The sequence below is a fragment of the Streptomyces sporangiiformans genome, from assembly GCF_005768555.2.
Taxonomy (GTDB): Bacteria; Actinomycetota; Actinomycetes; order Streptomycetales; family Streptomycetaceae; genus Streptomyces; species Streptomyces sporangiiformans.
In genome coordinates, this window is sequence record NZ_VCHX02000117.1 from 73356 (window position 1) to 94755 (window position 21400).

Consider the following 21400-nt stretch of genomic DNA (forward strand, 5'->3'; position numbering starts at 1 on the left):
GGAGTGTCAAGGCATACTGAACACGAACCACACGCCGACAGCCGGGTCGTCCCCGTCGTTGCGATAGCGGTGCGGCGTCGTCGACTCGAAGGAGACCGCGTCGCCGGGCCGCAGCGTGTACTCCTCGAAGCCGAGCGTGAGCACCAGTTCGCCCGAGGTGAGGTAGCCGTACTCCGTGCCCGGGTGCCGCATCAGCTTGCCCGTGCCGGACGAGGTGCCCCCCGGTCGGTACGTGACCAGCAGGAAGTCGACGTCCGTGCCCGGAACCCGGCCGAGACGCTCCCATACGACACCCGAGTCGAGCTCCAGGACCTCGCGGTCGTGGGCCTCGACCAGCGGACCGATCCTGCGGCCGGGGTCCGCGGCGAGGGCGGCGAGGGCGCGCAGCACCGTGCCGGGCGGTGCGCCCGCGCTCGCCTGCGTAGGCACGTCGGACACACTGGTCACTTCAGTCGCGCCTGCCCCCTCCGCCGCGTCGAAGAGCGACTCGACCGGTATGGAGAGGGCGGTGGTGATGGCGTACAGCGTGCTGACCGACGGCTGGCTCTTCCCGGTCTCGATCTGCGAGATGAGGCTCGCGGACACCCCGATCTCCCGAGCCAGGCCGCGCAGGGTCATGCCCCTCGCGGTGCGCGCCTGACGGATGCGCGCACCGACGGGCGGCACGACCACAGGGGACACGGACGGCTCCTCTCGCGAAGAACGTTCGCTCCCATTGAACAGGTGCACGGAGCGGAGCGGAACCGCTCAGGAGGCGGTGGGTGTCCAGTTTCCCAGCCAGTCGTCGATCTCCTGGCCGGTGGCCTGGGCGTCGGTCAGCTGGGGCCGGTCGCCGCTCGCCGAGCCGGCGCCGGGGCCGGTGTTCTTGTACTCGGCGAAGCGGTCGTCCTTCCAGGAGAAGCCGCCCATGTCGGTCCAGGGCTTGGACTTGATGGCGTTGCTGAGGGTGGAATTGCGGACCGTGGTCTGCGGGTCGAGGGACGCGTCACCGCCGGCGTGCCAGTTGCGGCCGAGGAAGAAGCTTCCCGCGGACACGTCGCCGTTGAACGTGGTGTTGTTGATCAGGAAGCCCTTGCGGTCGGGGGCCGTGCTGGGCGCCGTGACGTATCCGGCCGACGTGCCGTCCCACCGCTTCTTCAGGGTGATCACCGACTTGTTGATCACCGCGGTGGCCCGGCCGAAGATGAAGTCGACGTTCCCGACGATGTAGGAGTTGGTGATGTAGACCCGGCCGAGCTTGTCCCTCGCCGCCGTGTCCAGCAGCAGCGTGTCCTGGTCCCCGGTCATGATGACGCCGTCGAGGAGGACCTTGTCCGCGCCGGTGCGCAGGGCGACGGCCTGGTGTCCGTTCAGGTTCTGGTTCTTCGCCTCGTCGAAGTCGTTGGAGATGGTGAGGTTGCGGGCCTGGAAGTCGTCGGCGTCGACGGCGACGGTGGCGCTGCCGCCGGTGCCGTAGTTCCCCGAGCCGTCCGGCTTCGGCGTACCGGCGGCGTTGTTGAAGACGATCACGGTGTCCTTGCGGCTGCCACCTGTGCCCTGGAAGGTCACATGGGGCTTGTTGGACGGGACCTTGACCGTCTCACGGTAGGTGCCGGGCTTGATGGAGATGACGACCCGTGAGGGGTTGTGCGCCGGTACGGCGTTGACCGCGGCCTGGACGGTCGTGTACTGGCCGCTGCCGTCCTTGGCGACGGTGAGCGTGGCCGCCGCCTTCGGGCTCGAGGTACCCGTACCCGCCGTCGTGCCGATCGAAGTCCGGGGCCCGGTACCGGACTTGAGGAGCGCCGGGATGTCGGCGGCCTTGTCGAGCGTGTAGCTGTAGAAGCTCTTCGGATCGAAGGCCGCGCCACCGCTCTCGTTGCGTCCGCTGGTGCCGGAGAACACGTTGCCGCGCTGCACGAGGGCGGCGGTGCTGTCCTTGGTGACCGGGTTCTTCAGACCCTGGAAGTAGCTGTTCTCCAGGACCATCTTCGTCTTGCCGCGCGCGTAGTTGCCGTACGACGTGGTGATGTCGGTCCCCGACTCGTCCTGCAGCCAGTTGTTGTAGAGGTGCGCGTGGGCGAGGTTGTCGGCGGAGGGGTTGCGCTGCTCGGTCTCGCGGAACCAGTTGTGGTGGATCGTCAGGTCGGCGGTGGCGTTCTCGGTCCAGCCGATTCCGAAGGTCTTGTTGTTGTTGCTGAGCTTGTTCCAGGACACCGTCACGTAGGTGGTGTCCTTGCGGCTGTCGATCAGGCCGTCGGCCATGTGCCGCAGGTCGTTGTGGTCGATCCACACGTGGTGCGCGCCGTCCATCTGGATGGCGTCGAAGTCGTGGTCCTTGTCGTTCCACGTCCCCATGTACGAGTCCCGGATCGTCAGGTTCCGGATGATCACGTTGTGTACGCCCTGGCCGAGGAAGAAGCCGCCCCCGACGATCTGGCCCGAGGTTCCGGAGCCGACGATCGTCTTGTCCGAGGCGACCTTGATCTCCTTGCCCTTGGGGTCCATGTTGATCGCGCCGGCCACGACGATGACGTACGGCTCCGCCGCCGTCGCGTACTTCTCGAGGTCGGCGAACGTCTTCACGGTGACGGTCTTGCCGCCCCGGCCGCCGTAAGTGCCCTTCTGGCCCAGCGCGTTGACCGAAGCGAAACCGTCGGCCGTGTCGTTCGCCCAGGCCGGGGCGGCCGCCGCCGAGGCCGTCCGCTGAGCGTCCTCGCCGAACAGACCGAGATCCGGGCCGTACGACAGTCCGGCCGCGGCGGCCATCGCCACCGGGATCCCGACTGTCAGGCCGAGCCTGCGCCTGCGGTGGCGCGCCTTCTGCTGGGATGAATCCATTACCTCAACCGCCCTGGTGAACTGTTGGTCCGACTTGTGCGTCCGACACTTCTTCGGTTCATTGCTCCAGGCAGTTGCCGCCCCGGGCGAAAGGGTTGCCGACGATGCCGACCCCGAAAGTTTCGACGCTCCAGGCACCGTCGCTACTTGATCACCTCACGGTGCCGGCCCGTCAGTTCCTGGAGCGCCTGCGCCATGACCTGCCTGGTGAGTACGCGGTCGGTCTCATCGCCAGACGGAGGCCGGGACCCGGACGGACGCCGAGGCGGACAGGAGGGCGTCCGCCGCGTCGGGGACATGGGGCAGCCGGTTCTCGGCCGGCCGGACCCTGCGAGCACGGTGGTGGTCCACGACGAGGCGGCGGACCGTCGTGAAGAGCCACGGACGCGCTTCCCCCGCGTCACCGTCGATTGCGTTCGCGTGCTTCCAAGCCCGGGTGACCGCCTCCTGCAGGACGTCCTCGGCCTGATGCCAGTCCCCTCCCAGCAGCCGGGCGGCGTACCGCGTCAGCCTGGAGCCGTGCTCGTCGTACAGGCCCCGGATGAACTCCTCGCCTGTGCCGTGCATCGCCAACGCATCCCCGTTCTCAGCTGTTCGGTCACTCACGGACGGAGCGTGACCGTGTCGCATGCTCACCTCACAGACCGGTCAGGTGCTCACTTCTGCCCCCGGGCGCCGGACACGGCGACGCCGCCGTCCCCGTGAGAAACTCGGCCGGTGATCATCGAACGAGCGTACGCACATGTGGACTCGTACGAGGACGACCAGTGGCCCTGGTCCGTGCCCTGTGTTCGCGGGCTCCTGGCCGACGGTCTGCGCTTCACCGCCCCGGTGACCTTTCTCGTCGGGGAGAACGGCTCGGGGAAGTCCACTCTCGTGGAAGCGCTCGCGGAAGGCTTCGGTCTGGACCCCTGGGGCGGCTCGCACGACTGGCGTTATGCCTCCCCCCGGCCCGCATCGGTGCTGGGCGAGCGGATCCGCTTCGACGCGGCGCCGCGAGGGCGGCGCATGCTGGGCAGTTGGTCCGCTCGCAAGGGATTCTTCCTGCGCGCCGAGACGGCCGTGCACGCGCTGGACCGGGAAGGGCTGGCACCGCATTCGGTCAGTCACGGGGAGGGCTTTCTGGCGGCGTTCCGGGGGAAGTTCCTCCAGCCCGGGCTGTATGTGATGGACGAGCCGGAGGCGGCCCTCTCGTTCTCGTCCTGCCTGGAACTGCTCGGCCATGTCGACCATTTGGTGAAGACCGGTGGCCAGGTCATCTGCGCCACCCACTCGCCGCTGCTGACCGCGCTGCCGGGCGCCGACATCCTCGAGGTCGGCGACCACGGCATACACCGGGTGGCCTGGCACGAACTCGCCTTGGTCGACCACTGGCGCCGCTATCTCACCGACCCGCAGGCCTATCTCCGGCATGTTCTCGACTGAGAGAACGCCCTTGACACCGGGGCGATGATCCGTGCGGAGCAACTGGCCTGGTCGTACGTCGTGATGCGGGACGACGGCTACTGGAACGCCCATCTCGGGGACATCAACAGTCGCTCATGCTCGGCGCCAGAACTGTTCAGTTCACAGACCGGTCCGCTGTTCAAGTGCCGCTCATACGCCGACCACGTCGCGGCCACGTGGCCCGTCAGCCTTCGCCCACGGCGGTCCAGAACCGTTCCAGCGCGTCGGCGGCGCTGCCGGGGTCGTTGCTGGATCACCAGCCCGGGGGTGGCGGCGGGGGCGGAATGCTCGCCACATCCATGGCCCAACTCCAGGTCGAAACAGAGGAGTTCATGGCCACCCGCGCCACCAGCAGTGCGCCCCAGTCGTGCCCGACCAGGTCCCGGCCCGTCGACCCCTCGCAGCTCCTGCTCCAGCCACTGGACGTACTCGTCCATGGTGGCGCCGAACCGGGCGGGACGCGGCACCCCGAACCCGGGCAGGTCCAGGGCTGCCGAGTCGGTCGACACCTTCGCGTGGGAGGTCGGATGATCCCGCGCGGGCGGCGCTCTGCCCGCCGATCGACGGGAGACGGGATCCGCGCGGTCGGCCGGGACCGGGTACGCGACATGCCCGTCCGACCGTCATCGCTGACAACGGCGGCCGTCCGCAAGCGGTTCACTCGGGGAGCGGTTGGTTCAAGGCTTCAGTCTCGGTGCCTCGCCCGTCTCTTCTCAGCGGGTCACTCCTCCCCGCCGGTCAGGCGGCTCGTGACGGGGGCCAGCCACAGGCCGACGATCGCGTCGATCAGCCCGGTGGCGGCGTCGTGCCAGCACGAGCGGGCCGTGGGGGCGCTCTCGGCGAGCGCACGTTCACGCTCGGCGCACACGTGCAGGATCAGCTGGCGCGCCATGTCGGAGCGCTCGGCGTGCACCTCGACCGGCAGCTCGGACAGGCACCGGTGCAGTCGTTCCAGGATCCGCCGCAGTGTGGGGGAGGTGAGGGACTCCTCGACCATGATCTGACGGAGGGCGGGGTCGGTCATCACCTGGGCGCTGAACCGCGCGTACCAGCTCGGGCTGCCCAGGGCCGCCAGATGCTCGGTGAGCGGGCGTACCAGGCAGGCCACCCAGTCCCGCAGTTCGGTGGAGTCGCCGATCTCGGCCAGCATCCGTACGCGCGCCCGCTCGACCTGTTCGGTGTGTCTGCGGGCGATGGCGAGCACCAGGTCGGCCTTGGTGCCGAAGTGATAGCCGACCGCGGCGTTGTTGCCCTGCCCGGCCGCCTCGCTGACCTGACGGTTCGACACCGCGTACACACCGCGCTCGGCGAACAGCCGCTCCGCCGTCGTCAGAATCAGTTCTCGCGTCGCGCTGACCTGCGCGGCCCGTACGGTGCCGGCCGGCATCGTCACCACCTCACCGGGACTTCGCTCAGTCCGCCGATGACAAGGCCCTCGACGCGGCGCAGGTCCTCCGGCGGCACGGCAAGCTCCAGGGAGGGGAGCCGGCGCAGCAGCACCTCGAGCACGGCCTGCAACTCGGTGCGGGCCAGTGCCTGGCCCAGACACGAGTGGGGCCCGACGCCGAACGCCAGATGAGGGTTCGGGGCGCGGTCGAGCATCATCTCCTCGGCCGCGTCGAAGGCCGTCTCGTCACGGTTGGCCGCGGCCATGCTGCACATCACGGTGGTGCCGCGGGGCAGCACGGTGCCGGCCACCTCGACCTCCTCGGCGATGTACCGCGGCATGCCCAGCCCCGGGTTGGCGTCGAGCCGCAGTGCCTCTTCCACCGTGGAACGCACCAACGACCGGTCCGCCAGCAACCGCTCCCAGAGCCGTCGGTCGGCCAGCAGCATGGCCACCATCTTCCCGATCATGTTGGCCGTGGTCTCGTGCCCGGCGATCAACAGGCCCTGACCGGTGGCCACCAGTTCCCTGTCGGACATCCGGTAGCCCCCGGGGCCGGCGGCCGTGGTGAGCTCACTGAGCAGGTCGTCGCCCGGCTTCGCTCGTTTGGCAGCGATGTGGGCGGCCATGTACTCGACGAACTCCGCCTGCGCCGCGTCCACTTCCTGCTGCTGATACCGGGTCAGATTGAGCATGGTGTCCGACCAGTGGGCGAACCGGTTCCGGTCCGCGTCGGGGACCCCGAGCAGATCGCAGATCACCCACACCGGCAGCGGGAAGCCCAGGCCCGCCTTCAGATCCACCGGGTGACCGCGCTTGACCATGTCGTCGATGAGCCGCTCGGCCATCGCCTCGATCCCCGGCCGCAGCGCGGCCATGCGCTTGGCCGTGAACCACTTGGTCAGCATCCGCCGCCACCGCTGATGCGCCTCACCGGTCTGGGGGATGGCCGCCGCCATGTCGTCGTTGAACACGCCGCCCGACTCGGTGTCCGAGATCCGGGCCGCGTCGTCGGCGTCCAGCAGCCGGCCGAACCGCGGGTCCGACAGCACCTGCTTGACGTCCTCGAAGCGCGTCAGCAGCGACGCCTCGTCGCCACTGGGCAGCGTCACCCGCGCCACGGGGCACCGCTGTCGCAGCCGCTGCCACTCCTGCGGCGGACCCAGCGCCGTACGGCTGGACAACGGGTAGCTCAGCACCTGCTCGCCGGCGCCCCGCTCGCCACCGCCCTGTTTGCCGGCGCCTTGCCCGCTGTCGCCCTGCTTGCTGTCGCTCCGGCCCACCAGGTCCTCCTCCGATCCGGCAGCCCCCGCAAGATCAGGCAAGCCCATCCCCGCAACGTCAGTCAAGCGCCTGCTTTAAAATGTCCGGAGTCAGCCCCCGCCGGTTGACGTGCAGCGGTACGCGCATCAGGAGGCCCGGAAAGTATGATCAGCCAATGTCTGACATGACCGAGACCACGCCCGGCTGGCTGACTTCCGACGAGCTCGAACTGTCGCGCGCCCGCATGCCGATCCTGTACGTCGAAGCCGTTCCCGTACGAGTCGACGACAGCGGCGAAGTCACCAGCATCGGGCTGCTCCTGCGCATCGGGGCGGACGGCACGGTCAGCCGCGCCCTCGTCTCCGGGCGCGTACTGCACCATGAACGAGTCCGGGACGCCCTCCTGCGCAATTTGGAAAAGGACCTCGGCCCGGTGGCGCTGCCCCGGGTCCCGGCCTCCTTGCAGCCCTTCACCGTCGCCGAGTACTTCCCGACGCAGGGGGTCACGCCGTTCCACGACCCCCGCCAGCACGCGGTGTCCCTCGCCTACATCGTCCCGGTGGCCGGCGACTGCCGCCCCCGGCAGGACGCCCTGGACCTGGTCTGGTTCAGCCCCCAGGAGGCCTCATCGCCTCTGGTCCAGAACGAGATGCCCGGCGGGCAGGGAGTCCTCCTCAAGCAGGCTCTCGCACACGTCGGCTGCCTCTCCTGAACGAGGCCTCCATGGAAGGGAATTGAACCGGCCGTGACAGGTTCCGCGCCCATCATCCGCCCGGCGGCGTCCGGGGACCTCAAGGCCGTGGCCGACATCTACGCGCACTATGTGCGGCACACGGTGGCCACGTTCGAGGAGACTCCGTGGCCCGTCGCGGCCTGGCAGCGACGGCTGGACGAACTCGCCGGAGGGGACCTGCCCTTCGTGATCGCCGAACTCTCCGGCGAGGTGGCCGGTTTCGCCTACGCCGGGCCTTGGCGGCCCAAGCCGGCCTACCGTCACACCGTGGAGGACACGATCTACCTCGCTCCCGGCTTCACCGGCCGGGGCCTGGGCGCCCCTCTCCTGGAGTCCGTGGTCACGGGTGCCGCCCGGGCCGGGATGCGCACGATGATCGCGGTCATCGCGGACACGGGCAGCGAGGCCTCGGCCGCACTGCACCGCCGCTTCGGCTTCACGGACGTCGGCCTGCTGACGGACGTCGGTTACAAGCACGGCCGGTGGGTCGACACGCTGCTGATGCAGCGTTCTTTGAACCTACAGGGCCGAGCCGACGACCGATCCGGCGGCAGCTGATCGAGGTCCTTGGGGATGCCGGAGCGGTACTACTCCGACGCAGCGGCCGTCATGGTCGAGCAGGTGCCCCATGTGCTTGATCGTGCGCAGCACCACCGAGCGATCGGCGACGGTGAGGCGCGGCAACCTGCGGGACAGGTGGGCCTCGAAGGCGTGCACATCCCGCAGGTCGCGCAGCCAGACGTCGATCACCAGATTGTGCGGGCCGGCCGTGATCGCGCAGGAGCGGACCTCGCGCACACCGGCCAGCACGCGGCTGGTCTCCTCCACGTGCTGCCCCGGTACCGATGCGAAGTACACGGCGGACAGCGGCCATCCCGACAGTGGCCGGGCCAGATCGCAGCGCAGGCTCAGGCGTGAGGCAACCAGTGACTGCACTCTGCGGCGCACCGTGGTCAGGCTCGTGTCGGTCGCCAGCGCCAGGTCGCGCAGCGACATGCGTCCGTCCACGCTCAGCAGTTCCAGCAGGCGCGCGTCCAGGGCGTCCCAACGCGCCACGGCCGCGGGCACGGGCCGACCGGTCGGGGGAACAGCCGCCTGGATGCGCGCGCTCTGGGAGTCGTCCAGGCTGCGCAGCCGCCATCGGCTGCCCTCGGTGGAGACGCCGGTCGACACATGGGTACGCGTCGCCCGTACCCCTGGTGTCCGCTGGAACAGCAGCGTGGTGACGCGGGCCAGCTCATCCAGGCTCCGGGCCTGTACGGAGGCCACCAGATCCCGGCCGCCCGCCGTGAGCTTGAGGTTCGCCACCGCGGGGTCCGCCGCGAGAGTCCGCGCCACGTCCTCGGCCACACCCGGCTCGATGTCGACCTCGACCACACCGCTCACCACGATCCGGGAGTTGGACAGCCGCGGATAGGCGGTCACCCACGCCAGGCCCGCCTCCTCCAACCGGTGCCAGCGCCGCGCGGCGGTGACCGGGTTGACCCCGAGTACCTCGCCCACCAGCGTCCACGGTGCCCTGGGGTGGATCTGCAGGGCGTGGACGACAGCGCGGTCGAGTTCGTCGAGCTCCACACCGGTGTCCGCGGCCGCCGCGGCGCCGGCCGCCGCCTTGGTCGCGGCGGTGGTCGCAGCGGTGGCCGCGGCTGCTTGCTCAGCGGCACAATCCTGCACACCCATGGACGGCGCTTCTCTGCGCACGTCCGGGGAATCCGGCGTGAAGCCTGCATCGCAACACCAGGATTTCTTCCGCATTCCACACTCCCTTCGCCTGTTCCCGACAACGGAATTCCCGACCACGGAGGAGTGACCGCGCCCTATGACGCAAGCCACCACGGCACCGGGGGACGCCCGGACCGCCCTGCGGATCCACAACGCCCGGCTCATCGACGGCACCGGCTCGTCCCCCGTCGACGACGCCGTCGTCACCATCGATGCCCAGGGGACCATCACCTACGCCGGAGCCGCCGCGATAGCTCCCCCGGCCGCCGACGACGCCTCGACGGTCCGCGCCGTCGACGCCGGCGGCCGCACCGTACTTCCGGGTTTCTTCGACTGCCACGTCCACCTCGCCTACGCGCAGGGCTCGCCGCCCGGCCGCCGCGCGGAGCTCGACCCGGTCCTGGTCACCCTGGACACGGTCACGCGGCTGCGGCAGACCCTCGACGCCGGCATCACCAGCGCCCGCGACCTGGGCGGTCTGTCGGCGGGCTTCCGCACGGCCGTCGAAACCGGACGGGTCGTGGGGCCGCGGCTGCACACGGCCGTACGGATCATCAGTCACACCGGCGGACACGCCGACGTACGCCTGCGCGACGGCACCGATCTGAGCGCCGGGATGTCCGAGATCGCCGACAGCACCGACGCGGCCCGGCTCGCCGTGCGCCGGGTGCTGCGCGACGGCGCCGACCTGGTCAAGGTCTGCGCCACGGGCGGCATGGGCAGCCCCTATGACGACCCCGACGACGAGGGCCTGTTGGAGGAGGAGATCCGGGCCGTCGTGGACGAGGCCCGGCGCCACGGCGGCAGGCCGGTCGCCGCCCACGCCCAGGGCAACGCGGGCATCCTCAACGCGCTTCGCGGCGGCGTGACCAGCATCGAGCACGGTTACGGACTGGACGAGCGGGCGCTGGACCTGGCCGGTGAGCGCGGTGTCTTCGTCGTGCCGACGCTGTCCACCGTGTACGCGGGCATCAACAAGGACACGATGCCGGACTACCACTACCAGAAGAAGGTCCGCTGGTCCGGCACCACCAAGGAGAACATCGCCCGGGCCATCGAGTACGGCGCCCGGATCGCGCTCGGCACCGACGCCGCCGTCGGTCCGCACGGCGTGAACCTGATGGAGCTCAGCTATCTGGTGGACCTGGGCATGGACCCCATGGCCGCCATCGTCGCCGGCACCCGCACCTCCGCCGAACTCCTCGGCGTCGCCGACCGGTTGGGCACTCTCGCCCCCGGGCGCACGGCCGACCTGATCATCTGCGACGGCGATCCGCTCCGGGACATCGGTGTCCTCGGTGATCCCGCCCGCATCGTGTGCGTCGTCCAGGACGGCGTCGTCCGCAAGGACCTCCTTCTCCCAGCGGCTCCGATCGGAAGGCAGCCCTGATGTCCTCATTGACCAACCTCCCGGCCCCCGGCAGCGAATCGCCGGACACGCGGCGGCCGACCGGCATCGACCGCGTGCTGTCCCTCATTGAGCGAGCGGGCAACGCCCTGCCCAACCCGATTCTGCTGTTCACCGGCCTCTTCGTGCTGCTGGCCGTCGTATCCACCGCGCTCGCGCTGGCGGACGTGTCCGTCGCCGTCCCCGGCACCGACGAGACGAAGTCCATCACCGGGCTGTTCACCGGCGAGGGGGTGCGCTGGCTGACGGAGAATCTCATCACCAACTTCGCCACGTTCCCGCCCATCGCCGCCGTTCTGCTCATGATCATGGCCGTGGGCGTCGCGGAGAAGGCCGGACTCCTGGAGACCGTCATGCGGGCCACGCTGGCCCGCGCGCCGCGTGCGGTCCTGCCGTACCTGCTGGCGCTGATCGCCTGCCAGGCGCACATGATCAGCGACGTCGCCGCCATCGTGCTCCCACCGCTGGCGGCCGTGGTCTTCAAGAGCGCCGGGCGCCACCCCGTGGCCGGCCTGATCGGCGGATTCGCGTGCGTCGGCGCCGGTTACGCGGCCGGGTTCACGATCGGCTCGCTGGACGCCCTCTACATCGGCATCACCCAGCAGGCGGCCTCGGTGCTGCCGGCCGCCGAGGGCCTCGACCTGAACTTGCTCATCAACTACTTCTTCACCGCCTCCAGCAGCCTCGTGCTGGGCCTGCTGGGCGGCTTCCTCATCAGCCGCGTCCTCGAACCGCGCCTGGCCCCGTACGAGCCCACCGCGGACGAGCCGGACGAGCCGGACGAGCCGGATGAGCCGGACGAGCCGGACTTCACCCTGACGCCGGCTCAGCGCCGGGGGCTGCTGTTCACCGCCCTGGTCGTCATCCTGTACGCGGGAGCGGTCCTGTCCCTGTGGCTGCCCGAAGGGGCGCCGCTGCGCGGCGAGGGCGGAGCCCTCGTACCCTCGCCCCTGCTCACCGGCGTCGTCCCGGTGCTGTTCGGCGCGTTCCTGCTGGCCGGGATCACCTACGGCTTCACGGTCAAGGCGCTGGCCGGCTCGGAGGGCGTGGTCACGGCGATGACCGACTCGGTGAAGAACATGTCGGGCTACATCGTCCTGATGTTCGTCGCCGCCCAGGTCATCGCCCTGTTCAATTGGTCCAACGTGGGGATCCTGCTCGCTGTGAAGGCTGCGGCGGGGCTCGACTCCATCGGCCTGACCGGGTTCTGGGCGCTCATCGCCTTCGTCCTCCTGGTGTCCTGCCTCAACCTGTTCATCGTCTCCGGGTCCGCCCTGTGGTCGCTGGTCGGTCCCGTGTTCGTCCCGGCGTTCATGCTCCTGGGCATGAGCCCGGCCCTCAGTCAGGCCGCCTTCCGCATCGGCGACTCCGCCACCGGCATCATCACGCCGATGAACCCGTATGTCTTCCTGCTGCTGGCGATGCTGCGCCAGTACGAACCGGAGGCACGCCTGGGCACGCTCATCTCCCGGCTGTCGATCTTCACCGTGCCCTTCCTCGTGGTGTGGCTCGCGATCCTGGGGATCTTCTACGGGTTCGATCTGCCGCTCGGGCCGGGTGCGCAGCTCGGCCTCAAGTGACCGCGCTACGCGGACGCCGCCCATGCCAGTACGACCTTGGCGAACTCCCCGGGCAGTTGCTCGGGGAGTGGGACGTGGCCGCCGGAAAGGACACGGGTCTCGCAGCCGAGGGCGTCGGCGAACTTCTCCAGCGCCGGCAGGGAGTAGTGGTCTCCGGGGGCGCAGACGGCGAGGGTGCGGGCGGTGACGTACGGCAGCCGTTGGTCCATCGCGTACTGCCGTACCGCCACATGGCCCTCCTCCACCCGGTCCAGCACGGAGAGCGCGTCGACCATGAACCGGGTGAGCGCGGCCTCCTCCCCGTCCGCGTAGAACCCGCGGCGCCGGTTCCACAGCTCAAGGAGGTGCGAGCCGTCCGGCTTCGGGTCGACGTGGTCGACGGGCTTGCGCTCGCCGGCCGTACGGCGCTTGTCCTCGTCGATGAAGGGCGTGGCGGAGAGCAGGAGGCTCGCGACACGGCTCTGGAGGCGCGCGGCGAGTTCGACGGCGATCACGCCGCCCGTGTGGTGGCCGACGAGGTGGAAGCGCTCCAGTCCGAGTGCGTCGACCAGCGCCTGAGCGGCGTCGGCGAAACGCTCGATCGAGTGGGGGTCGTCGGGCTTGGCGGAGGCTCCGAAGCCCAGGGTGTCCATGGCGATCGCCCGGTGCGCGGCACCGACCAGCGGCAGCACGTCTAGGTACTCGGTCCACGAGCGCGGGGTCTGATGGAGCATCAGGACGGGTTCGCCCGCGCCGCATTCGACGTAGTGCAACTGGCCGAAGCCGCTGGGCACATAGCCCTTTCGGAAGGTCATCAGTCGTTCGCCTTCGCTCGGGTCGGGGACAGCGCCGGCAGCACGGAGGAGCCGACGGTCTCGATCAGTTCGGTGGGAGGGTCGTAGGAGCCCACGTGCTGGAGGAACACACCGGTGACTCCACTCGTGTGCAGCGCGCGGAGCCGTTCGGCGATCTGCTCCGCGGTGCCGAACAGACAGAATTCCTGGGCGAATCGGAGGGCGTCCTCGTCGCTGATCCAGGCCGAGCAGATCTCGACGGCCCGGTCCCAGTCCTCGGCGTGGACGAGGTCGGGGTAGACCCCGTCGACCGTCGCGGGCACCTGGACGTCCATCCCCGCGAGGGCGAGGAAGGGTGCCCCGCCGTTCTGCGCGATGGAGGCGCAGATGGGTTTGACCAGCCGGGCCTCGGCCTCGATGTCGTCGGTCACCGCGCAGAACGCGGAGACGGTCAAGGGGATGTGGTCGGCGTTCCGGCCCGCCGCCGCGGCGCCTTCGCGTACGCGCGCGGTCGCTCCCGCCAGGGTCCTCGGTGAGACCCCGCTCAGGAGGATCACGCCGTCGGCGATCTCACCCGCGAGCCGCAGGTTCTTCGGCCCGCTCGCGGCCAGGTGCAGCGGCAGTCCTGGCTGGGGGTCACGCAGCCGCGAGCGGACCTTCCCCGCAAAGTCCCACTCCTCGCCGCCGAGCAGTGCGCGCACCATGCCGACTCCCTCACGCATCGCCGCCGAGGTGGTCTGGCGCAGCCCGATGGGGCCGACGGAGCTGTTGCCCACGCCGAGGCCGAGGGTGAAACGTCCGGGGGCAAGCTCGGCGACACTGCGTGCGGCCGAGGCGACGACGGCCGGGTGCCGGGTCGCCAGGTTGGTGACCGCGGTGCCGAGGCCGATCCGCTCGGTCCCCAGAGCGGCGGCGGTCAGTGTGGTGAACACGTCCCGCCACAGCAGCTGGGAGTCGGGGAACCACACGTCGTCGAAGCCGAGTCGCTCCGCTCGTCGTACGGTTTCGACCACGCGGTCCGCCCGGTCGCAGGGCGGCACGCGGACGCCGACCCGCAGGGGGGTCCCCGGTGCGCTCATGCCCGCGCCTCCCCCACCAGATCCAGGGCGACGTCGGTGATCAGGTCCTCCTGTCCGCCGACCATGCCGCGCCGGCCGACCTCGACGAGGATGGCCCGGGTGTCCAGGCCGTAGCGCTGGGCGGCCGCCTCGGCATGGCGCAGGAAGCTGGAGTACACGCCCGCGTAGCCGAGGCTGAGGGTCTCGCGGTCGACGCGCACCGGGCGGTCCTGGAGGGGCCGTACGAGGTCGTCGGCGGCGTCCATCAGCGGGAACAGGTCACAGCCGTGCGCCCAGCCCATCAGGTCGGCGACGGCGACGAACGCCTCCAGAGGGCAGTTGCCGGCGCCCGCGCCCTGACCGGCCAGCGAGGCGTCGACGCGGGTGACGCCGTTCTCCACCGCGACCACACTGTTGGCCACGCCGAGGCCGAGGTTGTGGTGGGCGTGGATGCCCAGTTCGGTGTCGGGCGACAGCACGTCGCGGTAGGCGCGGAAGCGGTCACGCACGCCGTCCATGGTGAGCCGCCCGCCGGAGTCGGTGACGTACACGCAGTGGGCGCCGTACGACTCCATCAGCTGGGCCTGGCGGGCCAGTTCGGCCGGCTCCGCCATGTGCGACATCATCAGGAAACCGGCCACGTCCATGCCCAGCTCGCGGGCCGCGGCGATGTGCTGGGCGGAGATGTCGGCCTCGGTGCAGTGGGTGGCGATGCGCACCGAGCGGATGCCCAGCGCATGGGCCTGCTTGAGGTCGTGCACGGTGCCGATGCCGGGCAGCAGCAGGGTGGTGGGGATCGCGTGCCGTACGGCGTCGGCGACCGCCTCGATCCACTCCCAGTCGGTGTGGGCGCCGACGCCGTAGGTGATGCTGGAGCCTGACAGGCCGTCGCCGTGCGCGATCTCGATGGCGCGAACGCCTGCCGCGTCCAGGGCGGCGGCGATGGTGCGGGCCTGCTCGACGGTGTAGCGGTGCCGGACGGCGTGCATGCCGTCGCGCAGGGTGACGTCCTGCACGTACAAGGCGGTCACCTGGCTGCCTCCTCGCGGGAGTGGTGGGCGGCCAGCCGCTCCGCGGTGCGCAGCGCGGCCGAGGTCATGATGTCGAGGTTCCCGGCATAGGCGGGCAGATAGTGGGCGGCGCCCTCGACCTCGAGGAACACCGAGACCTTCACGCACGGGGTGCCGAGGGGCACCAGGGCACGCAGCGGGTCGTCCTCTTCGATCCGGGCGAACTGCACCTTCTGCTTGAGGCGGTAGCCGGGTACGTAGGCCTGGACGCGGCCGACCATGGCTTCGATCGAGGCCGTGACCGCCTCCTCGTCGCACTCGGAGACCAGGCAGTGCACGGTGTCCCGCATGATCAGCGGTGGTTCGGCCGGGTTGAGGACGATGATCGCCTTGCCCCGCCGCGCGCCGCCGACCTTCTCGATCGCGGCGGCGGTGGTCTCGGTGAACTCGTCGATGTTGGCCCGGGTGCCGGGGCCGGCCGAGCGGGAGGCGATGGAGGCGACGATCTCCCCGTAGTGGACGGGAGTTACCGCGGACACGGCGGCCACGACCGGGATCGTGGCCTGGCCGCCGCAGGTCACCATGTTGAGGTTCGGGCTGTCGAGATGGGCGCCGAGGTTCACCGGCGGCACGACATAGGGGCCGATGGCCGCCGGCGTGAGGTCGACCACCGTCCGCCCGAGGTCGCGCAGCACCTCGTCGTGGCGGCGGTGGGCACCCGCCGACGTCGCGTCGAAGACGATCCGCACGTCGTCGAACTCGTCCAGGGCGACCAGGCCGTCCACTCCCTCGTGTGTGGTGGCGACCTTCAGACGGCGGGCGCGTGCCAGTCCGTCGGAGTCCGGGTCGATGCCGGCCATCGCGGCCATCTCCAGGCTCTCGGACAGTCGCAGCACCTTGATCATCAGATCGGTGCCGATGTTCCCGGAGCCGATGACGGCGACCTTGGTACGGGTGGTGTCCTTCACGGCCTGTCTCCCTCCGTCTCCGTCGCGAACTCGACTGTGATGCGCCCCAGTTGGCTGATGCGTGCCTCGAACCGATCGCCGGGGGCGGCGATGGCCATCGGCCCGAGCGCCCCGGTCAGGACGACGTCCCCGGCGCACAGCGGATCGCCCATCGCCGCCAGCGTCGAAGCCAGCCAGGCGGCGGCGTTGAGCGGGCTGCCCAAGCAGTCGGCGCCGGTTCCTTCGGAGACCACCTCGCCGTCGCGGGTCATCGTCATCCGTACACCGCGCAGGTCCAGGCCGGTCAGCGGTACGGGGGTGCCGCCGAGGACGAACAGTCCGCTGGAGGCGTTGTCGGCGACGGTGTCGACGATGCCGATGTCCCAGTCGGCGATACGGCTGTCCACGATCTCCAGTGCGGGCAGCGCGAAGTCGGTCGCGCGCAGCACCTCGGCCACCGTGCAGTCACGGTGCGGCAGTTCGGCGCCGAGGACGAGCGCGACCTCCGCCTCCACCTTGGGCTGGATGAGCCGCCCGGCCTTGACCAGGCCGCCCTCGGGGACCGCCATGTCGGCGAAGAGCGTCCCGAAGTCCGGCTGGTCCACGCCGAGTTGGGTCTGTACGGCGAGCGAGGTCAGGCCGATCTTGCGGCCGACGATCCGCCGGCCGGCGGCCACGCCCCGCTCGACGTTCGTCCGCTGCACCGCGTACGCGGCCTGGATGTCGCCGTCACCGAGAAGGGAACGCACGGGCGGACACGGGGAGTTCGTACGCGACGCCTCCCGCAGCACGTCGGCCGTCTTGGCCACCTCCGCCGCGGTCATCGAGCGCTCACCAGCGGGGTGTCGGTGCCTACCGGCCCGAGACCGGCCGCTCCGCCCGGGGCTCCCAGAGGCGCCTCACGACCGGGCAGGGGCTCCTCGAAGAAGCGGCGGTTGTCCGCACGGAAGTCGGGGTCGGCGAGGCGGTCGACGGTGATCGCCTGTTCGGGGCAGGCCGTCTCGCAGGCGCCGCAGTCGATGCACTCCGTCGGATGGATGTAGAGCTTGCGCTCGCCCTCGTAGATGCAGTCGACCGGGCATTCCTCCATGCAGGAACGGTCCATGATGTCGACACACGCCGGGCCGATGACGTAGGCCATGTCAGTTCTCCTTCTCGGTGGAGTGCCCTGGGAACAGGGCCGCCTCCGGGTCGATGACGGTCGCCGCGTTGTTCACCGCGGTGGCGACCTCGCCGAAGCCCACGGAGATCAGGCGCACCTTGCCCGGGTAGTCGGTGATGTCCCCGGCGGCGAAGACGCGGGGCAGGTTGGTGGCCATCCGGGTGTCCACGACGATCCGCCGTGCCTCGAGCGCCAGGCCCCAGTGCTGCAGGGGCCCGAGGTTGGCGATGAAACCGAGTGCGGCGACGACGGTGCGCGCCGGGAGCAGCCTGGCCTCCTTGGTGGTGCGGTGCCGGATCTCGATCTGCTCGAGATGCCCGGCGCCGTGCAGTGCGCTCACCTCGGAGTCGGTGATGATCTCGATGCCGAGGGCGCGGACCTTCTCCACGGTCGAACGGTGGGCCCGGAACCGGTCGGTGCGGTGGACGAGCCGGACGGAGCGGGCGATGGGGGCGAGCAGCGAGGCCCAGTCGAAGGCACTGTCGCCGCCGCCGACGACCACGACGTCGTGGTCGGTGTGTTCGGCGGGGTCCGGTACGAAGTACACCTGCCCTCGGCCGAGGTAGTCCTCGCCCGCCGGGAGCGGCCGGGGGGTGAACGTCCCCACCCCGCCGGTGATCACGACCGCTCCGGCCCGGACCACGGCCCCCTGGTCGCTGCGGACGACGGGACGGCCGTCGGGATCGTGGGAGAGTTCGGCCGCCCGGTGGCCGAGGAGATAGCGGGGGCCGTACGGCTCAGCCTGGGCGACCAGGTTCGCGACCAGATCGCGGCCGCGCACCGCCGGGAATCCGGCGATGTCGAAGATGGGTTTCTCGGGGTACATCGCGCTGATCTGACCGCCCTGTTGGGGCAGGACGTCCATGACGGCGACGCTCAGTCCACGGAAGCCGGCGTAGTAGGCGCCGTAGAGGCCTGCGGGGCCGGCGCCGATGATCAGGATGTCCGTCTCGATCGTGCGCGAGTCGTCGTCCGTGCTCGTGGGCACGTCGGAAAGAACACTCATGGGCGGCGAGCGTAGGAGGGGCCCACGGTTTCGCCCCATGGGTTCGTTCCGGTGAGCAGGACGCCAGGCTTATGCGACCGCGCACAATGCTGGGACCGTCGGCATCCCATCAAGTCCGGCGCCGGGAGAACGCACATGAACACCGAGAGAGCCAGCAACACGGAGCGAGTCAGCAAGAGGGGAATCAGCAGGAGAGGTGCCACCGCAGTCGGCTGTACGGCCCTGGCCCTCGTTCTCGTCACGGCCTGCTCGGCCGGTACCACGGATTCGGCCGGGGTGTCGTCGGCGGGGAAGCCGACGGTGCGGGTCGCCCTCGGGGTGGACGCCTCGTACGCCCCGTTCTATCTGGCCGTGGAGCGCGGCATGTTCGCCAAAGCGGGCGTGAACGTCGAGTTGGTGAAGACCGAGGGTGGTCCGGCGGCGTCCGAGGCCGTGTCCGCGGGCACCGCGCAGATATCGGCCAACGCGGACTCCACCGCGCTGCCTCTGATGGTCAACAACCCCGATCTGCGGGCCCTGGGTGTCTTCCAGTCCTCCGACCGCTATCTGAAGGTCGTGCTGCGCGACGGCATCAAGTCCCCGAAGCAGATCAAGACCATGGCGTCGATCGGCGGTCTCGGCCTGTACTCGACACACCGGTATCTGCAGCACAACGGCATCAACCCGAAGTCCGTGAAGATCCTGCAGAGTTCACCGCCGGAGATTCCCGGGATGCTGGAGCAGGGCTCGATCGACGCGTACGTCCTGTTCGAGCCGTGGGCGGCCCGGGGTGACGCGACGGGTGGTCACATCGCCGGGACGATCGGCGACTTCGGCGTGAAGTACGTGCAGTGGCTGCTTGCCGACCAGAGCTGGCTGAAGGACAACGAGGACACCGCCGGCAAGATCTTCAAGGTGGTGGCCGCCGCGGACAAGCTCGTCACCGACGATCCGGCCGCCGCGGCGAAGGCCACCAAGCAGCAGGTCAAGCTGCCCGAGGAGCAGACGGTGAAGGTGCTGCCGGAGATCACCTTCACCGCCCGCGGCATCGACGAAGCGGATGTCGCCGAATCGAAGAAGATCGTCGACTTCTACCTCGCCCAGAAACTGATCAAGAAGTCGCCGGAGCTGGGGACGACCTTGCTGAAGGGCTGGTACGAGCAGAACGCCAAGTGAGTTCGACGTGCCCGGTGACGCAGGGGGCGCCGTCGCCCTTGAGGACGGAGACGTCCAGCGTCACCAGGGCCCCCTCCTCGCAGGGCGCCACCGTGCGCACCGTCGCCGTCCAGGTGAGCGGCTCTCCGGCCACGGCTGTCGCGCGGTTGCGCCAGCTCACCGACGTAAGGCGCGCTCCGGGCCCGGCCCACTGAAGCGCGTGCCGGCTGAGCGTCTCGCCGTGCAGCGTCGACTGTACGACCACGTCCGGGAAGCCCTCGGAGGCGGCGAACTCGGCGTCGTAGTGGATGCGGTGCGCGTTCCACGACACGGCGCTGAACCGGAACAGCTGCACCCTGCTGTGGGAGTACGCGCGCGACGGGCAGACCTGCCCGGCGACCGGGGCCTTTGCCGTCATGCCGCGGCCTCGCTCGGCTCGTTGTCTCCGCTCGGCTCGCTGTCTCCGCTCCGCCCGTCGGCACCGCTCCGCTCGCCGTCCCCGCTCCGCTCGTCCGGAACGCCGTCGAGCGCGTCGAGTACGACGATCGTCTCGTCCACAGCCATCAGGTCCTCTCCGTCATGTGCTGCCGTGAAGCGGGTGGTGACGCCGAGCAGCACGAACTCGCCCGAGCGGCCGCGGCGGTGGTCGGCCGAGGTGACCGCCCGGGTGGCGGTGACCCGGACGCCCGCGACCGGGGGCGCGCCCAACCGCACCGTCTGGCCTCCGTGTACCTGGCGGACCGGCAGGCCCTGGGTGCAGGGCGACTCCCGGGCGGCCAGTCCGTCCGGGCGCAGTCCGTCCTCCGCCGGGCCGTCCTCCCAGCTCAGCGTCCCTGCGAGGAACAGGGCGGGGGCCTGGACGGCCTCTCCCGCCGTCTCCCGGGCGCGGGCGGTGCGGATGTAGTCGAGGTCGTTGAGGGCGGCGGCGTACCGGCAGAAGTCCTTCACGGTGAGCACGCCGCAGTCATCGCCCTCCCACTTCCCGATCAGGTTCCGGGCCCTGGAGAGGACCTCCTCCAGTACCGGGCTCACCGCAGCGACCGGCTGATCCCCGAAGCCGCGGCGCGCAGGGCGACGGCGTGCCCGGAAGGATCCATGCGGTAGGTGGGCGCGGTGATGGACAGCGCGCCCACGAGGGAGGCCCTGCCACCGAAGACGGGGACGGCCATGCTCGTGTAGCCCAGGCGGATCTCCTCGGCCTCGGTCGCGATGCCCTCCGCCCGGATCCGCTCCAACTGGACCCGCAACCGGCCCGGTGAGGTGACCGTGTGGCGGGTGAAGGGTTTCAGCCCGCTCCTGACCACATCGGCGAACAGGGAGGCCGGGGAGAAGGCGAGGATCGCCTTGCCGGTGGCCGTGCAGTACAGCGGCAGCCGGCCCGCCACCCGCGACTCCTCGTTCAGCCCCCGGTGCGGGAAGATCTTCTCCAGGTACACGACGTCCAGGCTGTCGTGGATGGCGAAGTGGATGGTCTCCTGGGTCGCCAGCAGCAGGTCCTCCATGTACGGCTGGGCGACCTCGCGCAGGATGCGCTGGCGGTGCACGCGCTGCCCGATCTCGAAGAGGCGCAGCCCGAGCCGGTAGTCGCAGCCCGACCGTTCCAGCAGGCCCCACACGACGAGTTCCTGGGCGAGCCGGTGCACGGTGGCCTTGGCGACTCCGGTCCGGCGCACCAGCTCGGCCAGGGAGAGGGTGGCGTCCTCCGCGGTGAAGGCCTCCAGGATGGGCCTGACCTTGCCGAGGACCGAGTTCATGGGATCGGGACCGGGGTCCGCGTCCCGGGGGATGGCGGACCCGCGGGGTACGACGGGTGCGGGGTCGGTGCGGCCGACCGCGGTGACAGTCATGGGGAGAACCTCCCGGTCGATCCGTTGCCTGCCTCGGAACACGTTCTTGGCTGGATCCGGCCCCTCAACGGAACCACGTGTTCCTTGATCATGGCCATGGGCGG

At 70.2% G+C, this 21400-nt stretch carries 22 protein-coding genes; 6 read left to right on the top strand and 16 right to left on the bottom strand.

Annotated elements, in window-relative coordinates:
- Positions 1-6 precede the first annotated feature (6 nt).
- From FGD71_RS14840 to FGD71_RS14850, 3 genes are all read right to left on the bottom strand, one after another.
- On the bottom strand, positions 7-681 hold the full coding sequence (locus FGD71_RS14840) for a helix-turn-helix domain-containing protein (protein ID WP_119100919.1): 675 nt from the start codon (positions 679-681) through the stop codon (positions 7-9).
- A 66-nt stretch (positions 682-747) separates the two neighbouring features.
- Positions 748-2820, bottom strand: a complete 2073-nt coding sequence (locus tag FGD71_RS14845; protein WP_119100920.1) for a pectinesterase family protein — start codon at positions 2818-2820, stop codon at positions 748-750.
- A gap of 225 nt (positions 2821-3045) precedes the next feature.
- Complete coding sequence (locus FGD71_RS14850) at positions 3046-3426, bottom strand: sigma factor (RefSeq protein WP_240436589.1); 381 nt, start codon at positions 3424-3426, stop codon at positions 3046-3048.
- Between the two features lie 111 nt (positions 3427-3537).
- Between FGD71_RS14850 and FGD71_RS14855 the strand changes: the two genes are divergently transcribed.
- A complete protein-coding gene (locus FGD71_RS14855) occupies positions 3538-4245 on the top strand; it encodes an AAA family ATPase (protein WP_119100922.1) in 708 nt (235 codons plus the stop codon).
- A 742-nt stretch (positions 4246-4987) separates the two neighbouring features.
- Here FGD71_RS14855 and FGD71_RS14865 read toward each other — a convergent pair.
- Both FGD71_RS14865 and FGD71_RS14870 read right to left on the bottom strand, forming a co-directional pair.
- Complete coding sequence (locus FGD71_RS14865) at positions 4988-5653, bottom strand: TetR/AcrR family transcriptional regulator (protein ID WP_119100923.1); 666 nt, start codon at positions 5651-5653, stop codon at positions 4988-4990.
- 2 nt (positions 5654-5655) lie between these two features.
- The gene (locus FGD71_RS14870) at positions 5656-6936 is read right to left on the bottom strand and encodes a cytochrome P450 (RefSeq protein ID WP_420878292.1); all 1281 of its coding nucleotides are present in this window, start codon (positions 6934-6936) and stop codon (positions 5656-5658) included.
- A gap of 155 nt (positions 6937-7091) precedes the next feature.
- Between FGD71_RS14870 and FGD71_RS14875 the strand changes: the two genes are divergently transcribed.
- Positions 7092-7628 carry an NUDIX hydrolase family protein gene (locus tag FGD71_RS14875; protein WP_119100925.1) on the top strand — a complete coding sequence of 179 codons (537 nt, stop codon included), beginning with the start codon at positions 7092-7094 and terminating at the stop codon, positions 7626-7628.
- Positions 7629-7661: 33 nt separating this feature from the next.
- Positions 7662-8207: a GNAT family N-acetyltransferase gene (locus FGD71_RS14880; protein ID WP_119100926.1), complete on the top strand. Its 546-nt coding sequence runs from the start codon at positions 7662-7664 to the stop codon at positions 8205-8207.
- On the opposite strand, the gene FGD71_RS14885 is transcribed toward FGD71_RS14880, so the two are convergent.
- Entirely contained in the window at positions 8169-9329 is a 1161-nt protein-coding gene (locus FGD71_RS14885) for an Lrp/AsnC family transcriptional regulator (RefSeq protein WP_119100927.1), read from the bottom strand. The two genes, FGD71_RS14880 and FGD71_RS14885, sit on opposite strands and share 39 nt — an antisense overlap.
- A gap of 139 nt (positions 9330-9468) precedes the next feature.
- Between FGD71_RS14885 and FGD71_RS14890 the strand changes: the two genes are divergently transcribed.
- Both FGD71_RS14890 and FGD71_RS14895 read left to right on the top strand, forming a co-directional pair.
- Positions 9469-10761: a metal-dependent hydrolase family protein gene (locus tag FGD71_RS14890; protein ID WP_119100928.1), complete on the top strand. Its 1293-nt coding sequence runs from the start codon at positions 9469-9471 to the stop codon at positions 10759-10761.
- Entirely contained in the window at positions 10761-12359 is a 1599-nt protein-coding gene (locus FGD71_RS14895; RefSeq protein ID WP_119100929.1) for an AbgT family transporter, read from the top strand. Before FGD71_RS14890 ends, FGD71_RS14895 begins: the two co-directional genes overlap by 1 nt.
- A 5-nt stretch (positions 12360-12364) precedes the next feature.
- Here FGD71_RS14895 and FGD71_RS14900 read toward each other — a convergent pair whose 3' ends face one another.
- The 7 genes from FGD71_RS14900 to FGD71_RS14930 are packed head-to-tail and all read right to left on the bottom strand — an operon-like array spanning position 12365 to position 18315.
- Complete coding sequence (locus tag FGD71_RS14900; protein WP_119100930.1) at positions 12365-13153, bottom strand: alpha/beta fold hydrolase; 789 nt, start codon at positions 13151-13153, stop codon at positions 12365-12367.
- The gene (locus FGD71_RS14905; protein WP_119100931.1) at positions 13153-14211 is read right to left on the bottom strand and encodes an LLM class flavin-dependent oxidoreductase; all 1059 of its coding nucleotides are present in this window, start codon (positions 14209-14211) and stop codon (positions 13153-13155) included. The genes FGD71_RS14900 and FGD71_RS14905 overlap by 1 nt, the downstream gene beginning before the upstream one ends.
- The gene (gene dmpG, locus FGD71_RS14910) at positions 14208-15221 is read right to left on the bottom strand and encodes a 4-hydroxy-2-oxovalerate aldolase (protein WP_119100932.1); all 1014 of its coding nucleotides are present in this window, start codon (positions 15219-15221) and stop codon (positions 14208-14210) included. Before dmpG ends, FGD71_RS14905 begins: the two co-directional genes overlap by 4 nt.
- Positions 15218-16168: an acetaldehyde dehydrogenase (acetylating) gene (locus FGD71_RS14915; RefSeq protein WP_119100933.1), complete on the bottom strand. Its 951-nt coding sequence runs from the start codon at positions 16166-16168 to the stop codon at positions 15218-15220. Before FGD71_RS14915 ends, dmpG begins: the two co-directional genes overlap by 4 nt.
- Positions 16165-16971, bottom strand: coding sequence for a 2-keto-4-pentenoate hydratase (gene mhpD / locus FGD71_RS14920; RefSeq protein ID WP_119100934.1), 807 nt, complete (start codon positions 16969-16971; stop codon positions 16165-16167). Before mhpD ends, FGD71_RS14915 begins: the two co-directional genes overlap by 4 nt.
- Positions 16968-17288, bottom strand: a complete 321-nt coding sequence (fdxA, locus tag FGD71_RS14925) for a ferredoxin (protein ID WP_119100935.1) — start codon at positions 17286-17288, stop codon at positions 16968-16970. Before fdxA ends, mhpD begins: the two co-directional genes overlap by 4 nt.
- Position 17289: 1 nt before the next feature.
- Positions 17290-18315: an NAD(P)/FAD-dependent oxidoreductase gene (locus tag FGD71_RS14930; RefSeq protein ID WP_119100936.1), complete on the bottom strand. Its 1026-nt coding sequence runs from the start codon at positions 18313-18315 to the stop codon at positions 17290-17292.
- A gap of 135 nt (positions 18316-18450) precedes the next feature.
- On the opposite strand from FGD71_RS14930, the gene FGD71_RS14935 reads away from it, so the two are divergent.
- On the top strand, positions 18451-19470 hold the full coding sequence (locus FGD71_RS14935; protein ID WP_119100937.1) for an ABC transporter substrate-binding protein: 1020 nt from the start codon (positions 18451-18453) through the stop codon (positions 19468-19470).
- On the opposite strand, the gene FGD71_RS14940 is transcribed toward FGD71_RS14935, so the two are convergent.
- The 3 genes from FGD71_RS14940 to FGD71_RS14950 are packed head-to-tail and all read right to left on the bottom strand — an operon-like array spanning position 19406 to position 21296.
- Positions 19406-19867: a hotdog family protein gene (locus FGD71_RS14940; RefSeq protein WP_119100938.1), complete on the bottom strand. Its 462-nt coding sequence runs from the start codon at positions 19865-19867 to the stop codon at positions 19406-19408. The two genes, FGD71_RS14935 and FGD71_RS14940, sit on opposite strands and share 65 nt — an antisense overlap.
- Positions 19864-20481 carry an FAS1-like dehydratase domain-containing protein gene (locus tag FGD71_RS14945; protein ID WP_119100939.1) on the bottom strand — a complete coding sequence of 206 codons (618 nt, stop codon included), beginning with the start codon at positions 20479-20481 and terminating at the stop codon, positions 19864-19866. The genes FGD71_RS14940 and FGD71_RS14945 overlap by 4 nt, the downstream gene beginning before the upstream one ends.
- Positions 20478-21296, bottom strand: coding sequence for an IclR family transcriptional regulator (locus tag FGD71_RS14950; RefSeq protein WP_119100940.1), 819 nt, complete (start codon positions 21294-21296; stop codon positions 20478-20480). The genes FGD71_RS14945 and FGD71_RS14950 overlap by 4 nt, the downstream gene beginning before the upstream one ends.
- Between the last annotated feature and the right edge of the window lie 104 nt (positions 21297-21400).